This is a genomic window from Flavobacterium sp. HSC-32F16 (assembly GCF_024171645.1).
Lineage (GTDB): Bacteria > Bacteroidota > Bacteroidia > Flavobacteriales > Flavobacteriaceae > Flavobacterium.
This window is the reverse complement of record NZ_JALKAC010000004.1, coordinates 40,035-61,212: the sequence shown is the minus strand read 5'-3', so window position 1 is coordinate 61,212 and position 21,178 is coordinate 40,035. Positions and strand designations below refer to the sequence as shown.

The window sequence follows — 21,178 nt, the reverse complement described above, 5'->3', positions numbered from 1 at the left end:
AATTGAAAAATCTCAGCGCCTTTTTTCCTCTATCCAAAAAAAACTTAGAATCTTAAATTACTTATTTGGCTGCGGCGTAAATCTTAAATAAGGTTTAATTGGAGTATGTCCTTTAGGAAATTTCGCCGGAATATCACTATCTGAAATCGCTGGTGCAATTACTACATCTTCACCGTCTTTCCAGTTAGCCGGAGTGGCAACGCTATAATTGGCAGTCAATTGCAAACTGTCGATTACACGAAGTAATTCGTCAAAATTTCTTCCAGTTGAAGCTGGGTACGTCAAAGTTAATTTGATTTTTTTATCTGGTCCGATAACAAAAACAGAACGTACTGTAAATTTATCACTTGCATTTGGGTGAAGCATATCGTATAAATTAGCTACTTTTTTATCCTCATCAGCAATAATTGGAAAATTAACCTCAGTATTTTGAGTTTCGTTAATGTCTTTAATCCACTCTTTATGCGATTCCAGACCGTCTACACTCAAAGCAATAACTTTAGTATTTCTTTTTGAAAATTCCGGAACATAATTCGCTACCGTTCCCAATTCAGTTGTACAAACAGGAGTAAAATCTGCTGGATGAGAAAATAAAACGCCCCATGAATCTCCTAACCATTCATGAAATTTGATTGGTCCTTGTGTGGTTTCTGCCTGAAAATCCGGAGCTATATCGCCTAATCTTAATGTTGACATAATTTATATTTTTTAGTTCCTCTAAAATTAACTAAAAAACAGATGTAGAAAACACACAAGAATTAAAAAAAAGTTAAAATTCTATCAGCTCTATCTAATTACTATTCTAATTTAAATAAAACCAACCACAAAGTACCAAATGGCAAGAGTTATAAACGAAATTGGAATTCCAAAACCAATCATCATACTGCTTAATTTTGGTTTCAAACCATAAGTCGAAGCGAGAATTGCACCTGTAATCATGGGAGCCATTGCAATTTCTATAATAGTAATTTTTATAGCCTCAGAACGCTGGTTGAAAATAAAAACATATAAAACAAAAATGATAAGCGGCGTTACAATAAGTCTGAAGAAAAGTCCGAGGTATAAAAATTTCCAATGTCGACTCTTTCTATCGAAAGTTAATTGCAATCCTACCGAAAATAAAGCTAGAGGTGTCACTAAACTTCCTATTTTTAATAATGAAGATTGAATAGTTTGATTTAAATCGTAATTCAAAACATTTAATAAACACGACGCAATAAATGTAATAAAAGGCGGAAAGAAGAGTATCTTTTTTGTAATGCTTTTAAAATCCGGACTTCCTTTTGAATAAAAAGCGGCAACAAAAACGCCTAACGTCGAAACCACAACAAAAGTTCCTGGCTGATCTACCAAAACAGCAGTTTCTAAACCTTTCTTTCCAAATAAAGCTTCAACAATGGGATAACCAAGAAATGAGGAATTACTTAATCCAGCTGTTAAAATCAAACAGCCTGTTAATTTATTTGACCAGCCTAATCGTCGCCCTAAAAAATGAAAAAACACAAAAGCCAGAAAGAAACTAATCCAGCCCGCTCCTATTGGAAACAACAATTCATTACTCCATTTTATTTTCGGAATATGATATAAAGTTATTGCTGGAAGACACACATAAATGACAATTTTATTAATTGTTTTATAGATATGAGTTGGAAACTGCTTTACATTTTGCAAAAGCAATCCTAAAAACAAAAAGAAAAATATTATAATAAAGTTGTTCATATCAAGGCTTCAAAACAAAAGTAGACATTTAAAAATTCTTTAGGCGCATTAATTTTTAGTTAAAATTAGTTTTTGTGTTATAAAACTCATTACATTTGTAACATATTTTATTACAGTATGATTTCAGGTAAATTTGCCATAACTATTCACATTCTTACTTTGCTGACTAAATTCCCAAATGATTATTTATCATCAGAGTTTATTGCAGGAAGTATTAATTTGAATCCGGTTTTGGTTCGAAAAGAAATTGCAAACCTAAAAGCGCATCATATTGTAGAAAGTAAAGAAGGCAAAAATGGCGGAACAAAATTAGCCATAGATTCATCAAAACTGACATTAAAAGAGATTTTCGAAATGACTTTTGAAACCATTGGTTTAGGTTATGCTAAAAATCAGCCTAATCCCGATTGTCCTGTTGGAAAAAATATTAATCAGCAGCTGGCCAATTTATATGCTGATATGAATGAGAAAGTGAGCACCCAATTACAGGGTATTACTTTAGAAGATTTTTCGAATCAATTTTAAAACTATTTTTTTGCACAAAACTGTAACATTTTTTATTACTAAATAAATTTATATACTATGAAAATCGCAATTATTGGAGCTACAGGCTTCGTTGGAACAGCAATTTTAAACGAATTAGCAGACAGAAAACAGGATATTACGGCTATTGCCAGAAATCCAAAAGATACTGCAAACGCAACATGGATTGCAGCAGATGTTTTTAATGTTGATGCTTTGGCAGAGGTTTTAAAAGGACACGATGTTGTTGTGAATGCTTTTAATCCAGGATGGACAAACCCAAATATTTATGATGATTTTCTTAACGGATCAAAAGCTATTCAGGAAGCGGTTAAAAAATCTGGAGTAAAAAGATTTATTACAATTGGAGGAGCCGGAAGTTTGTTTGTTGCGCCAGATTTACAAGCGGTTGACACACCAGATTTTCCAAAAGAAATTTTTAACGGAGCAAATGCCGCGAGAAATTATTTGAATATCATTAAAGAGGAAAAAGATTTAGACTGGGCATTTTTCAGCCCTGCTTTTGAAATGCACGCCGGAACTAAAACAGGAAGAACTGGAAAATACCGCTTAGGCTTAGAAAATCCTGTTTTTAACGACGAACAAAGAAGTATTTTATCTGTAGAAGATTTAGCTGTTGTAATTGCTGATGAAGTAGAAAATCCAAAACATCACCAAGTTCGTTTTACTGCTGGATACTAATTTTTAAGATGCTAAGGCTCTAAGATGCTGAGATACTAAGTTTTTATATTAAAGAACTAAGTCTATTTCATACTGAGCGAAGTCAAAGGATACGTCAGAAACTTCACAATACTACTTAGACCCTGCAGGTTTTAAAAACCTGCAGGGTCTCTTTATATCAAAACTTTACAGCTAAATAATCTTTGTCGAGCTACTTGTTATTTCCTTTGACTTCGCTGAGGATGGCAAAATACAGTAACAAATTAGGGCAAATTCGTGTAATTCTTGGCAAACTAACTTTTTGAAACTGTTTTTGTTTTCAGTACTTTTACATTATTAAAAAAGTATTTTGTCAAGTTTTAAAAAACAGTCGAGCAGTTTAACTGAAAAAGCTGGAATTTCATCTCCCGAAATCACCAATGTTTCAGCTATCAATCAAATTAAAAACAAACGCAGACAACAGCCTTCAGCAGCAGAATTAATCTCTGGAATTCTATCAGGAAACAGAACTGCTTTGAGTCGGGCGATTACACTTATTGAAAGTACAAATCCTGAACATAGTGCAAAAGCAAATGAAATTATAAATGGCTGCCTGCCTTATTCAAACAAGTCTATTAGAATAGGAATTACGGGAGTTCCCGGAGTTGGAAAAAGTACTTTTATAGAGGCTTTTGGAACTTATCTTACTCAGGCAGGAAAAAAAGTCGCTGTTTTGGCAGTTGATCCCAGCAGTTCAATTTCTCATGGAAGTATTTTGGGCGACAAAACCCGAATGGAGGAACTAGTAAAAGATGAAAATGCTTTTATTCGTCCAAGTGCTTCTGGCGAAAATTTAGGCGGTGTAGCACGTAAAACCCGTGAATCGATTATTTTATGTGAAGCTGCAGGTTTTGACACGATAATTATTGAAACTGTTGGCGTTGGTCAAAGTGAAACTGCTGTTCACAGTATGGTTGACTTTTTTCTTTTATTGAAAATTTCTGGTGCCGGCGATGAACTTCAAGGTATTAAACGCGGTATTATGGAAATGGCTGATTCGATCGTAATAAATAAAGCCGACGGAGATAATATTAAAAAAGCCAATCAGGCGAAACTTGAATTTAACAGGGCTTTGCATTTGTTTCCTCCGAAAAAATCAAACTGGCAGCCAAAAGTTACCACTTGCAGTGCTATTACTAAAGAGGGTATTTCAGATATCTGGAACACGATTTCCGATTATTTTGAGCTGACTAAAGAAACTGGTTTCTTTCAGGAAAAAAGAAACGAACAAAATCAGTTCTGGATGATGGAAACCATAAACGAACAATTGAAATCGAACTTCTTCAATAAACCCGAAATTATTACGCTTTTAGAACAAAACAAAAAAGCAGTGCAAAATAATGAGATTTCACCTTTTGCAGCTGCTCAGGAGTTATTAAAATTTTATTTTAATAAAAGCCGATAAGTTACTAATATGCTAAGGTTTTCTTCAATCCTGTCATTCCGAGGAACGAGGAATCTTCTCAAGTAAATCTACAAAGACTGGCTCTTTATTTCCCGAGGCTTGGGAAGACAACCGTAAAACATTTCGACATCGTTCAATGTGACAAAGGTTCAAAGTAACAAAGTTGTTTCTCTGTTTCTTTGAACCTTAGTCCCTTTGCAGCTTTGAGCCTATGAATCTTACTTCGCTCTAAGCTTGTATTTATTTTCTTTGTATAAATTTCCAGCCGTAATTACATGAGCCAAAGCATCTTTTGCTAATTCTTCATTTAATTTAACCGGAATTAAAGTCGTATCGTTTTTGATTTCAAATTGTAATGGTTTCAAATTTGGCTGCATAATCACAACCTGATTTTCTACTCTAAACGCATTGATATCATTAAACTGCATAATAGATCTTCCCTGAACTTTTGGATCCAGTTTACTCAAGTTTCTACCTACCATTGGTGTTTCAAATGTAAGTCCTAAATAACTTAACAATGTTGGCGGAATATCGATTTGACTTGCTAATCTATTATAAACAGCCCCTTTTGGAACTCCCGGCCCCATAATAAATGCCGGAATGTGGAATTTGTTTATTGGTACTAAATTCTTTCCATATGTTCTCGTATTATGATCTGCGATTACAATAAAAATGGTATTCTTGAAATAGTCTTCTTTTTTAGCCATTTCAAAGAATTTTCCAATTGAAAAATCGGCATATTTCATAGCATTGTTTACCGTTGCCGCTTTTTTATCGTACTGTTTTATTCTTCCAGCAGGATATTCAAAAGGTTCATGATTTGAAGTCGAAAACATTAAAGAGAAAAAGGGTTTATCTCCTTTTGATTTGAAATAATTATTCGCTTTAGTAACCAAATCTTCATCAGAGTAGCCCCAAGTTCCCTTGAAAGCATATTTATTCCCGTCGGATTCAAAATCTTCCTGATCTACAATATCACTGAAACCATTTCCGTTGAAAAACGAAGCCATGTTGTCAAAATTGGCCATTCCGCCGTAAATGAAACTAGTGTCGTAACCTTTATGCTTTAAAGCATCTGCAAGCGTAAAAAATCCTTGCTGTGAGTTCCCCAGCTTCACCACGCTTTCAGATGGTGACGGCAAAAATCCAGTTAAAACAGCTTCGATTCCACGAACGCTTCTGGTTCCTGTACAATATAAATTGGTAAACAATAATCCTTCTTTTGATAATTTATCAAATTCTGGAGTTAAAGGTTTTCCCCCTAAAATACCAACGTATTCTGCCCCCAGGCTTTCTTGTAGAAAAATCACCAGATTATAGGGTTTCTTTAAAACTGAATCTGGCTGCTGTACATGTAAAAACGGAATTTCTTTATCTGTAAAATCATTTGGACCAGCAATCATGTATTTTTTTACACGAGCAATAGCCTCGGCTTCATCCATTTTACCATACATTTTGGTGTTTCCTTCATTCTTAATAGAATAAGCAGCAAAAGCAACGGTATAAAATGAATTTAATCCTAAAGTATTTGTCAACTGATCTGTTGAAAAAACAGCATTACTGGCATTAATAGGTCGTTTTGAAGTTAGACTTGAACGTGCTCCAAAAAACAATAAAAAAGCCACTAATGGAAAAATCATTAATTTAAATTTATATTCGGTATTGGTGGTATGAAAATACTTTTTCCCTTTTTTGAAGGCTAAATAAATCACAGCTCCAAGAATTAAAAAAGTCACAATGATTGAAGTCAGGTAACTTTTTAAAAGCATTCCCACTACTTCTTTTGGATAAATCAGATAATCTAAGAAAATCTTATTGGGACGTGTATCATATTGCTTTACAAAATCTGGCGAAGCCAATTCTACAAAAAGTATCAGAAACAGAAATAAGAAACTGTAAATTACCAAAAACGAATTAGTAAACTTAATCCAATTATTGGGCAGAAAAGTGATTAAAACGGCTGGCAGAAATGATAGATAACAAAGTAAAATTAAGTCCATTCGTAAACCGATTGGAAAAATATACCAAAAATCTGGTGTCTGCTCTACTCTTTCTTTAAAGAGAAAAAACAAAAATATTCGGCTTAAAGTCGTAATCAATAATCCGATCAATATAAAATTGAAAATAGGTTTTATGAAACTTAATTTTTTCATTAGATGATATGCATTAATTTTTTGGTTGAAAAATCGGAGACATAAACTCACAAAGTATCTTTAATTACGTGCTTTTTAATCTCGCAAAAGACGCGATTAGAAAAGTTTTTATTAAAAGCCTAAAAAAGAAAGCTTTGCTGCTCTGCGTATTTGCGAACAATTTCATTCAGAAAACTTTAAAAAAAATATCCTGGAGACTTTATGAAACTTTAAAATAAGTACGTTTACTCTTCGTAACGATTTACTTCTCTGTCGTAAAACTCATTTGCTTTTTCAATCAAGCCTTCCATTTCTGCATTTAATTCTGCTTCATCAAGGTCTTCAGCTTCTTCCATAAATTCAACCTCATCATCTTTTAAATTGATTATAAATCTTGGATAGTCAAGGTGAATGATGAAAATATCATCTGGAAAATCAGTATTATCTCCGAGTAAAAATTTAGGTAATTCCATATTATTAAGTTTATTTTTAAATTATAATGTCTGTTTTTTTGCCATTCCCGATAGTTGTCGAGAGTGGTAAATCTATTTTAAGCTCCAAACTTAATTATTTGAAGATGAATTTGCGATTAACTTCTTTGTTAGAAAATGAAAGCGAATATACAGAAAAATTGCTGCTGCTGTTAATCCTGCCAAAAGTCCTATCCAAACCCCTTGTGCTTTCAGTTCTGTATGTTCTCCTAAATAATACGAAATGGGAAAACCAATGATCCAATAGGCTGCAAATGTAATATACATTGGCACTTTTACATCCTGCAATCCGCGTAAAGCGCCTAAAACTACAACCTGAATTCCATCAGAAATCTGGAAAACAGCAGCAATTAAAAGGAGTTTTGATGCAATGGCAATTACTTCGGTATTATCCAAAACCTGTCCGGTATTTTCCATATTCAAAAAGATATGTGGCAGGTAATTATGGAATACTATAAATAGAAGTGCAAAGAAAGTTTCGAGTACGATAGCCAATAAGAAAATAGAACGGGCTACAACTATTAATTTTTTAGAATCATTTAATCCTCTTTGGTTGCTGACTCTAATCATTGAGGTTACGCTTAATCCCATGGCAAACATAAAAGTCATCGACGCCAGACTCAATGCAATTTGATTGGCTGCCTGACTTGTTTTTCCAATATTACCGCAAAGCCAGATTGAAGCGGTAAACAATACGACTTCAAAAAGCATTTGCATTGCTGATGGAAATCCAATGCTGATTATTTTTTTTATAGTAGATTTTTTAATTTCTTCGAAGCTGAAACCTTTAAAAAAACGTTTCAAATCTTCTCTTCTTGACAACATTATATGCATAAACATTACCAAAAATATTCTCGAAATTACAGTCCCCAGTGCTGCGCCTATGATTCCCATTTTTGGAAAAACCCAAATTCCGTAAATTAAAACATAATTAATTCCTACATGCAGCACATTAGCCATAACCATTGCATACATTGAATATTGGGTTAATGACATTCCGTCGGCAAATTGTTTATATCCTTGATACATAATTAAAGGAATCAATGAGAAAGCTACCCAGCCTAAATAAGGTTTTGCAAGGGCAATTACATCTGCAGGCTGCTTCAACAATTCCATTATTGGTTTTGCAAACATAATTACGACAAAAAGCACTAATCCTAAAATGGTGCATAAAAACAATCCATGGTGAAATGCCGAACGAATTTTAGTATCATTTTTCTCTGCATCACCTTCAGCTACAATTGGCGTTATGGCTGTAGAAAAACCAATTCCAAGAGACATTGCAATAAAAATCATGCTGTTTCCTAATGAAACTGCCGCTAACTCTGTACTCCCTATTTTGCCAACCATTATATTATCAACAATACCAATCAGAGTATGCCCTACCATACCTAAAATTACGGGATATGCCAGTCTTAAATTATACGAAAACTCCTTTGTGTACTGCTTAAAATTCACTTGTATTCTTTTTTAGTGCGCAAAGATAATCAGAAGGTTCGGATTCTATCCTATTAATAAAAATATAAGCCAATATTAAGGCCAAAATCAGTATACCATAATATTATATAACGATTTTTAAAAATTATATAACAAGCTCAAAACACCTCTAATCTACTTTTACATTATTAATAATTCAAAAATATTTGCCATGAAAAAATTACAAATTATATGCCTAGCTGCTTTTGCTTTTTTATACTCCAACACAACTTTCGCTCAAGAGAGTGAAGCTACAAATTACGATCAGGGATTTAGATTAGGATTTGGATTAAATGGCGGGATTCCAACAGACAATGATTACGATTGGTCACTTGGCGGAGACGTTCGTTTACAATATGATTTATCTAAAAAAACATCTTTAACACTAACAACTGGTTTTACAAACTTGTTTATAGGAAAAGATGACTTAGGAAATGACATAAAAGACTTAGGATTTATTCCTGCAAAAGCTGGTTTTAAAGCTTTTATCTGGGAAGATCAGTTTTATGTTTTAGGGGAAGTAGGTGCCGGTTTTGCTGTAACAAACGGTTACAACGATACTAGTTTTTTATGGGCGCCTGGAATTGGCTACGCCAACAAATACATTGACATTAGTGTCCGTTATGAGGACTACGACAAATTTAACACCAATCAAGTGGCTCTTCGTTTAGCCTATGGTTTTAAATTATAAAAAGAAAGGTTTATTTTATTTTTTTGTTTTTGGTAACAGACCCGGAAGTTTTCATAGTCTTCCGGGTTTTGTATTTTATAAAGATTTTGATCGAGAATTTTTTGTAAAACTTTTTAAACTTTTACAAAAATATTTATATGCATCAAACCCGACAGATTTTAAAAACCTGTCGGGTTTACAGCGTTGAAAAATTATCTAATTATCAAATTGACACATTCACTAATTCCTAACTTTTCTCCAAAGTCTTCTTATACGTTTCAAAATTGTCTTTAATTTCTTTATCCAATTCCGGAACCTGAATATCTTTGTATTGTTTCATTTCTTCCCAAATAATTTTTGCAACAATATAACGCGCCATATCTTTATCATCTGCGGGAACAACGTACCATGGTGCATGTTCTTTTGAGGTTTCATTTATTGCTTCTTCATAATATTGCTGGTATTCATCCCAATGTTCACGTTCTTTAAGATCGCCGGGAGAAAATTTCCAATTGTGCTTTCCTTCTTCTAAACGACGCAGTAAACGACTCTTTTGTTCATCTTTGCTCAAATGCAGAAAAAACTTCATGACAATAGTTCCGTTTTGTGCAATATGTTTTTCGAAGTTATTAATTTGTTCGATTCTGTTTTTCCAAAATTTAGGTTTAATATCTTCAACCGATTTAATATCGGGTAAATTCTCTGCCAGAATATAGTCCGGATGTACACGTGTAACCAAAACATTCTCGTAATGCGTTCGGTTAAAAATGGCAAATTTTCCTTTTTCCGGCAAAGCAATATAATGACGCCATAAATAATCGTGTTCCAATTCGGTTGAATTTGGCGTTTTAAAACTATGAACCACTACTCCACGCGGATTAAATTCTTTAAAAACTTCTCTTATCAAACTATCTTTCCCCGAAGTATCCATTCCCTGAAGGCAAATCAAAACCGAATATTTATTGTGCGCATACATTGTATCCTGCAAATCGCTCAATTTTGCCTGAACTTTATCCAGTTTTTCTTCTTTTTCATCGTCGTCGGCATCGATATTCAGCAAAGTCGGAATCTTGCGCAATTTAATTTTATCTGTAACTTTAAAATCTTTCGGATCTATTGATTTCATATTTTTTGATTTTATTTTTAAGCGGTAAAATAAGTTATCGCTTTCTCGTTATTCATTTTAATGATTTTTTTGAAACAGCGATTTCATATTTTCAAATTTTGTCTCATAAATATAGTAATTTTACGAAGCATATTCCTGCTATTCATTGCAATACTTTTTCAATAAATTGTTTTTTTCCAAAGCCATAACAAGAGCTTGCGTTTGTCGCTTTGTTCTGTCAGGAAAAAATTCAATTTCTTTTCAAAGTATTTCTCCCGAAGCTTCGGGACTATCAGGGCTGGGCATTGGTTTTCAAAAAGAACTTTTTCAATATTTCTAAATCAATAATGACAAAAAGAATTTTATTTTTATTTCTGCTCTCTATAACGTTTATTGGAAACGCACAAACCAATCTCGGAATTAATACAGAAGATTTAGTTTCTAATTATATAAAATTGCTTCAATCTCGAAAAGCAGACACTATTTGCGTTTATGAAAGTTATTGTGTGGGAAGTATAAAAGTTTACGATGTAAGCCCATCTGAAGTCAACAATTTTTGTATGGAAGATTTTCCAAATGATCCAGTCTACATTTTTTGGATTGAAAAAGGAAGGAAGTATTTAACAAAAATAAGTATATGTGCTGAATACAATGAGAGTCTAGATGATGAAAACATTTTTTGGCATATGTTTTTTCCAAACAAAGACATTATTGAAAAAGAAGAAATTAAACGGTTTGCCTATAAAGAATCTAACAATAAAATTTATCATTCGGCGGTAAGCCATTCTTGTCATCAAAATTTCAAAATATTATTAGGCAGTCAAATCATCAAAAAACGTTTCGATAGTTTCAATTTACAGAAGGAAAATGGTAGTAAAACAAATATTAATTACGATCACAACATCAACTTAAGAAGTAAGCAAGTAATTGATATTCTAAAAAAGACAATTTCAGAAGCAGAAAAAAACAATACATTTAAAAAAATAAAGTCACGTTAATAAAAGACTTTCAAAACAACATTCATGGAAAAATTCACATTAGAAATATTATTTCAAATCATCGGAATCGGTTCGGCATCAGGATTATTTTACAATAATGACGCACTTTACGTTATTGGCGACAATAGCGGATTTCTGTACGAATACAATATGCAAAACCAGCAATTGAATCAACATCCTTTAATTGATAATCCGACGCAGAATATTCCGAAAAACCTAAAACCTGATTTTGAATCTTTAACGCATCACAATGATACGCTTTATGTTTTTGGCTCTGGTTCAACGGAAAACCGAAATAAAATGATTGAGTTTAACATTAAAAATAAAACTGTTTTAAAGAAAAACAATCTGGTTGACATATACGGTTTAATGCAAAGTTTTGGCGAAATAAAACCGGAAGATTTCAATTTGGAAGGCGCAATTTTCGATGGAGAAAACTGGTATTTATTCAATCGCGGAAACGGGGTTTCAAACAAAAACACCATTTTTACGATTCATGCCAAAAACCTGGGAGATGAATTTGCCCTGATTGCGGTCAATTATAAACTTCCAAAAATAAAAGGCGTTCGTTCCAGTTTTACCGATGCCGTTTTAGTGGAAGATAAAATCTATTTCCTTTCTACTGCCGAAGACACAAAATCGACTTATGACGACGGCGAAATACTGGGAAGTTTCATTGGAAGAATTGATCTTAAAACAATGAAAATCGATTTTACACAAAAAATAACCTCAACCAATAAATTTGAAGGTTTGACTTTCTATAAAAAAGAAAACAACAAAATTGAGTTTTTGCTTTGCGAAGATAATGACACAGAACTTTTAGAGACTAAGATTTATAAGTTGACTTTGCCGATTAAATAAGCTTTGAGAATCTCTGTGAAAATCTTTGTGCAGCTTTGTGTTATAATTTTACCACAAAGATTCGCAAAGAAAATACGCAAAGATTCACAAAGCATTTCGATTACAATCGTAACGTAGAGGCGCACAGCAGTGCGTCTCCGCAAAGAATGTAAAAAATAAAATGACAAGATTGTAGATTTACAAAACGTTAGACGCACTGCTGTGCGTCTCTACATAAAACCTTTGAACCTAAAAAAAACTTTTTTTCACACCCGTCCCAACCTTTTTATCTTTTTCTCTCTCTTTATAATTAAAGACCAATACTGTGATAAACGAAACACTAATTTCTAACTGCAAAAAAATGAACCGCGATGCCCAGCGTCAGGTTTATGAGCATATGGCTCCAAAATTGTATCGCGTTTGCAAACGATACCTCAAAAAGGAAGAAGAAATTGAAGAAGCTCTGGCCGACGCTTTCTATACCATATTTACAAAACTAGATCAGCTTAAGGAAGAAAAAGCCTTTGAAGCCTGGGCCAGAAAAATTGCTGTTAATTACTGTTTGGCATCTATCAAGAAAAACACCAATTTCAACATGTATCTTGATGATGTAAAGGTTCTTTCGCAGCCTTTTACAGAGGAAATGAATTCATTAGAAGAAGAAGACTTACTCAATTTATTAAACCATATTCCAGATGGCTGTAAAACTGTTTTTAACCTTTTTGTCATTGAAGGTTACGGACATAAAGAAATTGCAGCAATGCTTAACATTTCTGAAGGCACTTCAAAATCACAATTGAACGCCTCAAAAACCAAGCTAAAGGAATTAGTAAATAAATTATATTATCAAAAAGCAAAATAGTCATGGACAATCAAGATAAAATATTTAACAGATTTAAGGAAGCTGCAGATAATGCAGAACCAAAAGATTTTCCGGGAATGGATAAAGTCTGGTCCCGCGTTGAAGAAAAACTCGACAGAAAAGAAGATAGAAAAACCATTTCTCTGTGGAAAAAAATCGCTGTCGCTGCTTCTCTTTTATTAGTAATCTCTTTAGGGTACCAATTTTTTAAAACCGATAAAAAAGCGATTATCGAAACTCCTAAAGTTGTAGATAATGCAGATGAAAAACAAACAATCGAAAATTCAAATTTAGAGAAAAGCAAAGCGGTAGTTTCATCAGATTCACAATTGGTTACAAAAGAAGAAGCTGCTAAAATTCTGGACAAGCAAATTAAACAACAAAAAAAAGTTGCGATTCAGGAAATAGATTTCATTCCACCATCTCCTTCTCCTGTTGTAACTGAAAGAGCAAATTATGATGCCGTAATAGAAGCGCCGTCTCCAATACATGCAGAAGAGGAAATGAAAGATGAAGAAAATATGATGGCAAAATCTAAAATACACACAGAACCAAGTTTGGGTTATGCAAAAAAAGCGGCAAAAGAATCTTTTAGTGCTGCTTCTGCAGAAAAACAAGCACAAGCACCTCGAAAAAGCGCTCCATTGGTTGTACTAAATGGAAATGCCATTTCTCACAGCGATGATGCAAAAAGAGATAGAATGATGCAAAGAGAACTTCCAAATCTGGAACCTTCAAATGTTGAATCTCTTGTAATATTAGATGAACCGCTTTATATTATTGACGGAATATATTATTCAGAAAATGATTTATTCGGAAAAAATCCAACAAGTCCTTACGCACCATTAAACGAGCAGGAAATTAAAACCATAACAATTCTTCAGGATCTTGAAGCCACAGCAAAATATGGCGAAAGAGGAAAAAAAGGAGTTGTCATTATTACTACAAAAACAGGAAAACCGGCTCAGAAAAAATAGCCCGTACAACAAAATCTTTGTCAAAGTTTTAAGCTTTGACAAAGAAAAAAAATCCGAACATTAATTTAAAACTTACTATCATGAAAAGTCTAAAACTTATTTCATCAGCCATTGCTATGCTTATTTGTTTCGTAACTATGGCACAGCAAAGAACGATTACAGGAACTGTCACTGATTTAAATTCACTTGCACTTCCGGGGGTTAATGTATCCATTCAAAAAACGAAAATATCTGCCACTACCGATTTTGATGGAAAGTACAGCATTCAAGCTCAAAAAGGAGATGTCCTTGTATTTGCTTTTATTGGGATGAATAGTCAAAACGTTATTGTAAAAGATTCAAACATCATCAATGTTACATTAACAGAAAGCTCTAATCATTTACAAGAAGTAGTAGTTACAGGTTATGCTGTTTCTAGAAAACAAAAGAAAATTACTGCTGCTTCACGCTCTGTTGCGAGTATGCAAATCTCATCAAACTCATATACTCCGTCTCCAAATTTTGAATCTATTGTTCCTAAAAACGAACCAATGTATATTGTTGACGGAGTGGCAATAAAAGCCGATCAAATGGCAAAAATTAATCCGAATGACATTAATGATGTAAAAGTTTTAAAAGAGGAATCGGCTACCTCAATTTACGGAAATAAAGCGGCAAACGGCGCAATTGTTATTGTAACAAAAGATGGGCTTTACAAAAATCTTTCGGAAGAAGAATTAGACAAAAAACTAAATATTATCAGACCAAATCCTATTCAGCCTACTCAGGAAGATTATAATGCTTTTGTAGAAAATGCTTTTGAAAGCCCAAAAACAGCACCGCTTTCTACTTTTTCTATTGATGTTGATAATGCATCTTATACGAATATCAGACGTTTTTTAAACAGTGGACAAAAAGTACCAAAAGATGCGGTACGTGTAGAAGAAATGGTAAACTTTTTTAAATACAATTATCCGCAGCCAAAAAATGAACATCCATTTTCCATCAATACAGAAGTAAGTGATTCGCCTTGGAACTCAAATAATAAAATTCTGAAAATTGGTTTACAAGGAAAAAACATTCCAACAAACGATCTTCCATCATCAAATCTTGTTTTTCTAATTGACGTTTCTGGTTCAATGGAAGACATAAATAAACTTCCTTTGCTAAAACAATCCATGAAAATATTGGTAAATGAATTACGTCCAAGTGACAAAGTAGCCATCGTAGTATATGCGGGAGCTGCAGGAATGGTTTTGCCTCCAACTTCTGGAAGTGAGAAAAAAACAATCATCAAAGCTCTTGATAAATTAGAAGCTGGAGGAAGTACGGCCGGAGGCGAAGGAATTGAACTAGCCTATAAAATTGCCACTGAAAATTTCATTAAAAGCGGTAACAATCGTATAATTCTGGCAACCGACGGAGATTTTAACGTAGGAAGTTCTTCTAATTCTGACATGGAAAAACTAATCGAAGAGAAAAGAAAATCAGGCGTTTTCTTAACTTGTTTAGGTTACGGAATGGGAAATTACAAAGACAGCAAAATGGAAATTCTTGCTGATAAAGGAAACGGAAATTATGCCTATATCGATAACATTCAGGAAGCCAACCGCTTTTTAGGAAAAGAATTTAAAGGTTCTATGTTTGCCATTGCAAAAGATGTAAAAATCCAGATTGAATTCAATCCAAAACAAGTTCAGGCCTATCGATTGATTGGTTACGAAAACAGAAAACTTCGTCCCGAAGATTTTAAAAACGACGCGATTGATGCTGGAGAATTAGGAAGTAATCATACCGTTACGGCTTTGTATGAAATTATTCCTGCCGGTGTAAAAAGTGATTTTTTAAACGTACAGCCTGATGATTTAAAATACACCAAAACCGAAACCAATTCTGCTAATTACAGTACTGAACTGGCTACAATAAAATTCCGCTACAAAAAACCAGAAGGTGAAAAAAGTATCGAAATGGTTCAGATAATCAATAACAGATCAGTTAGTTTAGATAAAGCGAGTGATGATTTTAAATTCAGTACAGCCGTGGCTTGGTTTGGATTAAAATTAAGAGATTCAAAATTAATTTCTGAAAAATCTTCAGAAAGCATTGTCGATTTAGCACAAGAAGGAATGTCATTCGACAAAGGAGGCTATAAAGCCGAATTTATTCGTCTTGTTGAAACTTCGGAACAATATAATTAATAAATATTTCTTTACATTTGGGCTTTATTCAAAACACTAAATTTTATATAAACGTATGAACCCAATTTTAAGCCAAAATCTATTTTTAGTTAAAGAACATGTCGGAATGTTTAAAGCCGCTAACAATTATGATATTTACGATCCTCAAACGAACCAAATTATAATGAACTGCCGAGAAAACAATCTTGGTTTCTTTACTAAAGTTTTTCGTTTTACAGATTACAAAAGAGCAACGCCTTTTAATATTGAAATTACAACGGCTACTGGCGAAAAATTAATTTCTGTAAAAAGAGGAGTCGCTATCTTCCGTTCGACAGTTGAAGTTTTTGACGAAAAGGACAGATTAATTGGAACCTTCAAACAAAAGTTCTTTTCTATTGGCGGTAAATTTGATATTCTAGATAAAAATGAAAAACCTGCTGCAACATTACAGGGAAAATGGACTGGCTGGGATTTTAAATTCTCACACGAAAACAAACAACTGGCTCAGGTAAGTAAAAAATGGGCTGGATTAGGTAAAGAGTTTTTTACCAGCGCTGACAACTATGTGCTTCAAATTGAAGAAACTGTAGCATCAGACAGTCCGCTTAGACAATTAATCCTTGCAGCCGTAATGTGTATCGACATGGTTTTGAAGGAATAATAAAGTTGTTAAACTTAGATTAAGAAAACATAAGAAAGCATCATTTTAGCTGGCAAAAGTTTTATTTTTGTTAGACTTAAAATGATGCTTTCTGCATTTCTAAAAAATAAATCATGACAGACTTAAAAAATAAAAATGCGCTTATTACCGGCGCGGGTAAAGGAATTGGAAAAGCAGTTGCAATTGCTTTGGCAAAAGAAGGTGTAAACTTAATTCTAATTTCAAGAACTCAGGCCGATATTGATCAATTAGCTGCTGAAACCAATAAACTAGGCGTTAAATCTTTGGCTCTATCTGCTGATGTTTCTGATATTAATTCTATCAATTCTGCTGTTGAAAAAGCTTTAGCCGAATTTAAACATATCGACATTTTAATTAACAGCGCAGGAATCGCTTCTTTTGGAAAATTTCTGGATTTAGAACCTGCTGCTTTTGAAAAAATCATTCAGGTAAACTTAATGGGAACGTATTATACAACACGTGCCATTATTCCGAATATGATTGAAAGACAAACGGGTGATATTATTAACATTTCATCAACTGCAGGTTTAAACGGAAATGCTTTGACAAGTGCTTACAGCGCTTCTAAATTTGCTGTTTTAGGTTTAACCGATTCTTTGATGCAGGAAATGAGAAAACACAACATTCGTGTTACCGCTTTAACACCAAGTACCGTTGCAACTGATATGGCAAAAGATCTAAACTTAACCGACGGAAATCCTGATAAAGTAATGCAGTCTGAAGATATGGCAGACCTAATTATCGCACAGTTGAAATTAAATCGCAGAGTTTTTATTAAGAACAGCAGTATTTGGTCAACAAATCCATAAAAATATTCCTCCGCAGCTTTGTCAGGGTCTTAAACTTTGACAAAGTTCTTAACAGCCTTAACACAAAATCAAATGGAACAATATTTAAGACAATTAATTGCCATAGAATTTCAGGACAAGAAAGAAATCTTTACTGGCTTTCTTATTGATTACTCTGATGATTGGATTTTACTCCGAAACAATCCTGTTGATTATATTTTGGATGGTTATGTAATTCTGAAAAACAAAAATATAGAAGAAATTCACCGAGATCAGGATTTGGCTTTCACCGAAAAAGTGATTCGTTTAAAAGGTTTAAAAACAAATGCAGAAGATATTATTCCGATTCGGGATTTGAACTCCATTTTAAATTTCATCAACAATCAACACGGAATTTTCCAGATTTCTAAAAAGTCTGCAAAATCGGCTTATTTAGGCAAACTGATTTCTTTGACAGAGGAAGAACTTTTAATTAATTTTCTTGATACAAGAGGTAATTTTGGCGGAGAATTGAGTTTTAATCCTGAGAAAATCAGAGTTATTGAATTTGATACGGATTATATTAATTCTTTGAAATTGGTGATTAGTGAGAATCAGAAGTAATTACAAATACAAAAAGCCTCTTAAAGAGGCTTTTTGTATTTATCTGTATATTTTTTTAAGCTTCCGCCAATTTGTTTAAAAATTCCAAACGAACACTTCCGTCTTCATCAATTTTCGTTAGATTGATTTCCTGCAGGGTGTTTACCAATTCCGGATTCCATGGTGTTTTTACTTTTACATAGTTTTCTGTAAAACCATGAATGTAACCTTCTTTATTTTCTCCTTCAAAAAGAACCGTTCTATTGGTTCCTATCTGGCTTTCGTAAAAAGCACGGCGTTTTTTTACAGACAATCCGCGTAGCATTTTACTTCGTTTTGCTCTTACATTTGCAGGCACAACACCGTCCATTCCAACAGCTTCTGTATTATCTCTTTCAGAATAAGTAAAAACGTGCAGATACGAAATATCCATTTCATTTAAGAAATGATAGGTTTCTAAGAAATGTTCATCGGTTTCACCAGGGAAACCAACAATTACGTCAACACCAATACAGGCATCAGGCATAACTTCGCGAATTTTGTTTACCCGGTCTGTGTATATTTCACGTAAATAACGACGTTTCATTAATTTCAAAATATCATTGCTTCCTGATTGTAAAGGAATATGGAAATGTGGTACAAAAGTTCTGCTCTTTGAAACAAATTCGATTGTTTCGTTTTTCAATAAATTCGGTTCAATCGATGAAATACGAAGACGTTCAATTCCTTCCACTTTATCTAAAGCCTGAACTAAATCAAGAAAAGTATGTTCGTGTTTTTTATTTCCGAATTCGCCTTTTCCGTAATCTCCAATATTTACACCGGTTAAAACAATTTCTCTAATATTTTGAGCCGAAATTTCTTTGGCGTTTTTTAGAACATTTTCTAAAGCATCACTTCTTGAAATACCGCGTGCTAACGGAATTGTACAATAGGTACATTTATAATCGCAGCCATCCTGAACTTTTAAGAAAGCACGAGTACGATCGCCAATAGAATAACTTCCTACATAAAAATCAGCTTCGGCAATTTCGCATGAGTGAACTTCACCCATATCATTTTTGCTCAAATCATGAATATAATCTGTAATTTTAAATTTCTCGGTAGCTCCCAAAACCAAATCAACACCATCAACTGCAGCTAATTCTTCTGGTTTTAACTGCGCATAACATCCAACTGCAGCTACAAAAGCTTTGTCGTTTAACTTCATTGCTTTTTTTACAACCTGCTTAAACTGCTTATCAGCATTATCGGTTACAGAGCAAGTATTGATGACATATATGTCTGCAACATCTTCAAAATCGACACGATCAAAACCTTCGTCATTGAAGTTTCTGGCGATCGTAGACGTTTCTGAGAAATTTAATTTACAGCCAAGCGTATAAAAAGCAACTTTTTTTCTATTTTCCATAGGAATACACTACATTTATAGTGGTAAGATATTATATTTACATCTCTTTTGAAGAGTTTGCAAATTTACATACAATATTCTGTATAATAAAATCAATAATACACTATATATCAACAATTTGCATTAAACATCTATTTTAATGTGTACATAAAAAGTATACTATTAAAAAAAGTTCATACGATTTTTTATTGTTTGATGAGAAAACAAAAATTGATTCAATAAGAATAAAATGACAAAAACATCGATTAAGTGCAAATTTTATCGATAAAATACATTTTTTTGATTTTTAAATTTAAATTTTCTTACATTTAGCTTTGTTTAGATATTTTACGCGATTTAATTAGAAATATAAAAAAATTGACTGTTTATATTAATATTATAACAAATCATACATAACAATTTTGAATTTCAAACGTTATGTTGTTGTTTTGTTACCAAAAAACGAATGGGAACGCCGAAAACCAGAAAGAGTAGGCAAAAATTAAAAAATTAAAGCTCCACTATGAAAGCATTTTTACCCACAATCTGCTTGATGTTCTTAACCATTTTTAGTTCGCAAGCGCAAACTAATACTCCTGCTGCAACTGCTAATCCATTTCCTTCTATTAGTACTTTAACAAACTGGGCGAGTTTAAATTCTCAGTCTCAATTTGATATTGCCATTCGTGCGGTTGGATTTAAATTTGAAGTAAAGGAACCAGGTGAAGGATCTACAGCTTATACTTATATCCGTAAAGTAACTGTAAACGAAGTAAACTATACAGACAGAATTGTGTATAGAATTACAAACAACAATTCAGCAAGTATTATTTCATTAGTAACTGCTTCTACTGATTTAGTAAGTTTGTATACACCTCAATTGGCTACTTTTAAAAATAACAATTGTAAAACTGAAATGTCTAAGGACAAAAACACGACTTGCAGCTGCTACGAAAGTGCAAATTTTGCAATCGATCTTTGCGACGAACGTGTAAAACTTACAATGGGTGACGGAAACAAGTATTTTGTTTCTGTAGCAAAAAAATAATTTAAAAGAAACTACGTTTTCCAAATCTTTGCAGGTTTTTATAAGCTTACAAAGATTTGGAGCGCATTTCTTTAGCATGAAAATTAAAGGTTTGGATTTTTTAATTCATACCAGACCTCAATTTCTCCTTCATATTCAAAAGAGTTTACATATTGTAAGCCCAGCTTTTCAAGAATTTTTCTTGAATTTTCATTACCTTCATCTGCATAAGCATATATTGCATCAACTTTCATTTCACCGAAAGCATAATCTATAAAAGCTTTTCCGGCTTCGGTTGCATACCCTTTACCCCAATGCTTTTCTATAAAACGATAACCAATTTCATAAAAGTTTTGATGGTTATTAATTTCATCAGTAATAAATTTTATTCCTGACCAGCCAATAAACTCATTGGTTTCTTTAAGAACAACAGCCCAGTGACCGGTTCCATAGTCTTTATATTGCTGTTGAAGATTTTCGATGTATGCTGCACTTTGTTCAATAGTGGTTACCGGCTTATTGCCAACGTAAATATGAACATTCGGATTAGAATCCAACTCAAACATTCCATCCACATCAGAAAAAATCACTTCCCTTAATAACAAACGTTCTGTTTCGATTGGATTTTTCATT

The 21,178-nt window shown here is 33.2% G+C and carries 21 protein-coding genes; 13 read left to right on the top strand and 8 right to left on the bottom strand.

The genetic code is table 11. The annotated features are described in order from the left end of the window. Positions 1–57 precede the first annotated feature (57 nt). Together L1276_RS13585 and L1276_RS13580 are read right to left on the bottom strand one after the other, a co-directional pair. Positions 58–696 carry a peroxiredoxin gene (locus tag L1276_RS13585; protein WP_253788647.1) on the bottom strand — a complete coding sequence of 213 codons (639 nt, stop codon included), beginning with the start codon at positions 694–696 and terminating at the stop codon, positions 58–60. Positions 697–807: 111 nt separating this feature from the next. Next, positions 808–1,719, bottom strand: a complete 912-nt coding sequence (locus tag L1276_RS13580) for an AEC family transporter (RefSeq protein WP_253788646.1) — start codon at positions 1,717–1,719, stop codon at positions 808–810. A 117-nt stretch (positions 1,720–1,836) separates the two neighbouring features. On the opposite strand from L1276_RS13580, the gene L1276_RS13575 reads away from it, so the two are divergent. The 3 genes from L1276_RS13575 (at position 1,837) to meaB (ending at position 4,366) form a co-directional block, all read left to right on the top strand. Beyond that, on the top strand, positions 1,837–2,244 hold the full coding sequence (locus L1276_RS13575) for an Rrf2 family transcriptional regulator (RefSeq protein ID WP_253788645.1): 408 nt from the start codon (positions 1,837–1,839) through the stop codon (positions 2,242–2,244). A gap of 57 nt (positions 2,245–2,301) precedes the next feature. Beyond that, positions 2,302–2,943, top strand: coding sequence for an NAD(P)-dependent oxidoreductase (locus L1276_RS13570; protein WP_253788644.1), 642 nt, complete (start codon positions 2,302–2,304; stop codon positions 2,941–2,943). Positions 2,944–3,271: 328 nt separating this feature from the next. After that, a complete protein-coding gene (meaB, locus tag L1276_RS13565; RefSeq protein WP_253788643.1) occupies positions 3,272–4,366 on the top strand; it encodes a methylmalonyl Co-A mutase-associated GTPase MeaB in 1,095 nt (364 codons plus the stop codon). Between the two features lie 218 nt (positions 4,367–4,584). On the opposite strand, the gene L1276_RS13560 is transcribed toward meaB, so the two are convergent. The 3 genes from L1276_RS13560 to L1276_RS13550 form a co-directional block, all read right to left on the bottom strand. Continuing rightward, positions 4,585–6,519: an LTA synthase family protein gene (locus L1276_RS13560; RefSeq protein WP_253788642.1), complete on the bottom strand. Its 1,935-nt coding sequence runs from the start codon at positions 6,517–6,519 to the stop codon at positions 4,585–4,587. Between the two features lie 224 nt (positions 6,520–6,743). Next, the gene (locus tag L1276_RS13555; protein WP_253788641.1) at positions 6,744–6,971 is read right to left on the bottom strand and encodes a hypothetical protein; all 228 of its coding nucleotides are present in this window, start codon (positions 6,969–6,971) and stop codon (positions 6,744–6,746) included. A 90-nt stretch (positions 6,972–7,061) separates the two neighbouring features. Beyond that, positions 7,062–8,447 carry an MATE family efflux transporter gene (locus tag L1276_RS13550; RefSeq protein WP_253788640.1) on the bottom strand — a complete coding sequence of 462 codons (1,386 nt, stop codon included), beginning with the start codon at positions 8,445–8,447 and terminating at the stop codon, positions 7,062–7,064. Positions 8,448–8,637: 190 nt separating this feature from the next. On the opposite strand from L1276_RS13550, the gene L1276_RS13545 reads away from it, so the two are divergent. Further along, positions 8,638–9,156: a hypothetical protein gene (locus L1276_RS13545; protein ID WP_253788639.1), complete on the top strand. Its 519-nt coding sequence runs from the start codon at positions 8,638–8,640 to the stop codon at positions 9,154–9,156. A gap of 226 nt (positions 9,157–9,382) precedes the next feature. On the opposite strand, the gene L1276_RS13540 is transcribed toward L1276_RS13545, so the two are convergent. Next, on the bottom strand, positions 9,383–10,261 hold the full coding sequence (locus L1276_RS13540; protein WP_253788637.1) for a PPK2 family polyphosphate kinase: 879 nt from the start codon (positions 10,259–10,261) through the stop codon (positions 9,383–9,385). A 326-nt stretch (positions 10,262–10,587) separates the two neighbouring features. Here L1276_RS13540 and L1276_RS13535 point away from each other — a divergent pair, with 326 nt between their 5' ends. From L1276_RS13535 to L1276_RS13500, 8 genes are all read left to right on the top strand, one after another. Continuing rightward, positions 10,588–11,238, top strand: a complete 651-nt coding sequence (locus tag L1276_RS13535) for a hypothetical protein (RefSeq protein WP_253788635.1) — start codon at positions 10,588–10,590, stop codon at positions 11,236–11,238. Positions 11,239–11,262: 24 nt separating this feature from the next. Then, a complete protein-coding gene (locus L1276_RS13530) occupies positions 11,263–12,099 on the top strand; it encodes a hypothetical protein (RefSeq protein ID WP_253788633.1) in 837 nt (278 codons plus the stop codon). Between the two features lie 340 nt (positions 12,100–12,439). Next, entirely contained in the window at positions 12,440–12,940 is a 501-nt protein-coding gene (locus L1276_RS13525) for an RNA polymerase sigma factor (RefSeq protein WP_253788631.1), read from the top strand. 2 nt (positions 12,941–12,942) lie between these two features. Next, entirely contained in the window at positions 12,943–13,917 is a 975-nt protein-coding gene (locus tag L1276_RS13520; RefSeq protein ID WP_253788629.1) for a hypothetical protein, read from the top strand. Positions 13,918–13,997: 80 nt separating this feature from the next. Beyond that, entirely contained in the window at positions 13,998–16,094 is a 2,097-nt protein-coding gene (locus tag L1276_RS13515; RefSeq protein ID WP_253788627.1) for a von Willebrand factor type A domain-containing protein, read from the top strand. 55 nt (positions 16,095–16,149) lie between these two features. After that, positions 16,150–16,737, top strand: coding sequence for an LURP-one-related/scramblase family protein (locus L1276_RS13510; RefSeq protein ID WP_253788624.1), 588 nt, complete (start codon positions 16,150–16,152; stop codon positions 16,735–16,737). Between the two features lie 113 nt (positions 16,738–16,850). Continuing rightward, entirely contained in the window at positions 16,851–17,567 is a 717-nt protein-coding gene (locus L1276_RS13505; protein WP_253788622.1) for a 3-ketoacyl-ACP reductase, read from the top strand. Positions 17,568–17,639: 72 nt separating this feature from the next. Beyond that, the gene (locus L1276_RS13500; RefSeq protein ID WP_253788620.1) at positions 17,640–18,149 is read left to right on the top strand and encodes a hypothetical protein; all 510 of its coding nucleotides are present in this window, start codon (positions 17,640–17,642) and stop codon (positions 18,147–18,149) included. Between the two features lie 55 nt (positions 18,150–18,204). Here the strand turns inward: L1276_RS13500 and mtaB are convergent, their stop codons facing one another. Next, positions 18,205–19,539, bottom strand: a complete 1,335-nt coding sequence (gene mtaB, locus L1276_RS13495; RefSeq protein ID WP_253788617.1) for a tRNA (N(6)-L-threonylcarbamoyladenosine(37)-C(2))-methylthiotransferase MtaB — start codon at positions 19,537–19,539, stop codon at positions 18,205–18,207. Positions 19,540–20,041: 502 nt separating this feature from the next. On the opposite strand from mtaB, the gene L1276_RS13490 reads away from it, so the two are divergent. Further along, positions 20,042–20,566 (top strand): hypothetical protein, encoded by a 525-nt coding sequence (locus L1276_RS13490; RefSeq protein ID WP_253788615.1) that lies wholly within the window; start codon positions 20,042–20,044, stop codon positions 20,564–20,566. An 83-nt stretch (positions 20,567–20,649) separates the two neighbouring features. Here L1276_RS13490 and L1276_RS13485 read toward each other — a convergent pair whose 3' ends face one another. Continuing rightward, positions 20,650–21,177 (bottom strand): GNAT family N-acetyltransferase, encoded by a 528-nt coding sequence (locus L1276_RS13485; RefSeq protein ID WP_253788613.1) that lies wholly within the window; start codon positions 21,175–21,177, stop codon positions 20,650–20,652. Position 21,178 lies beyond the last annotated feature (1 nt).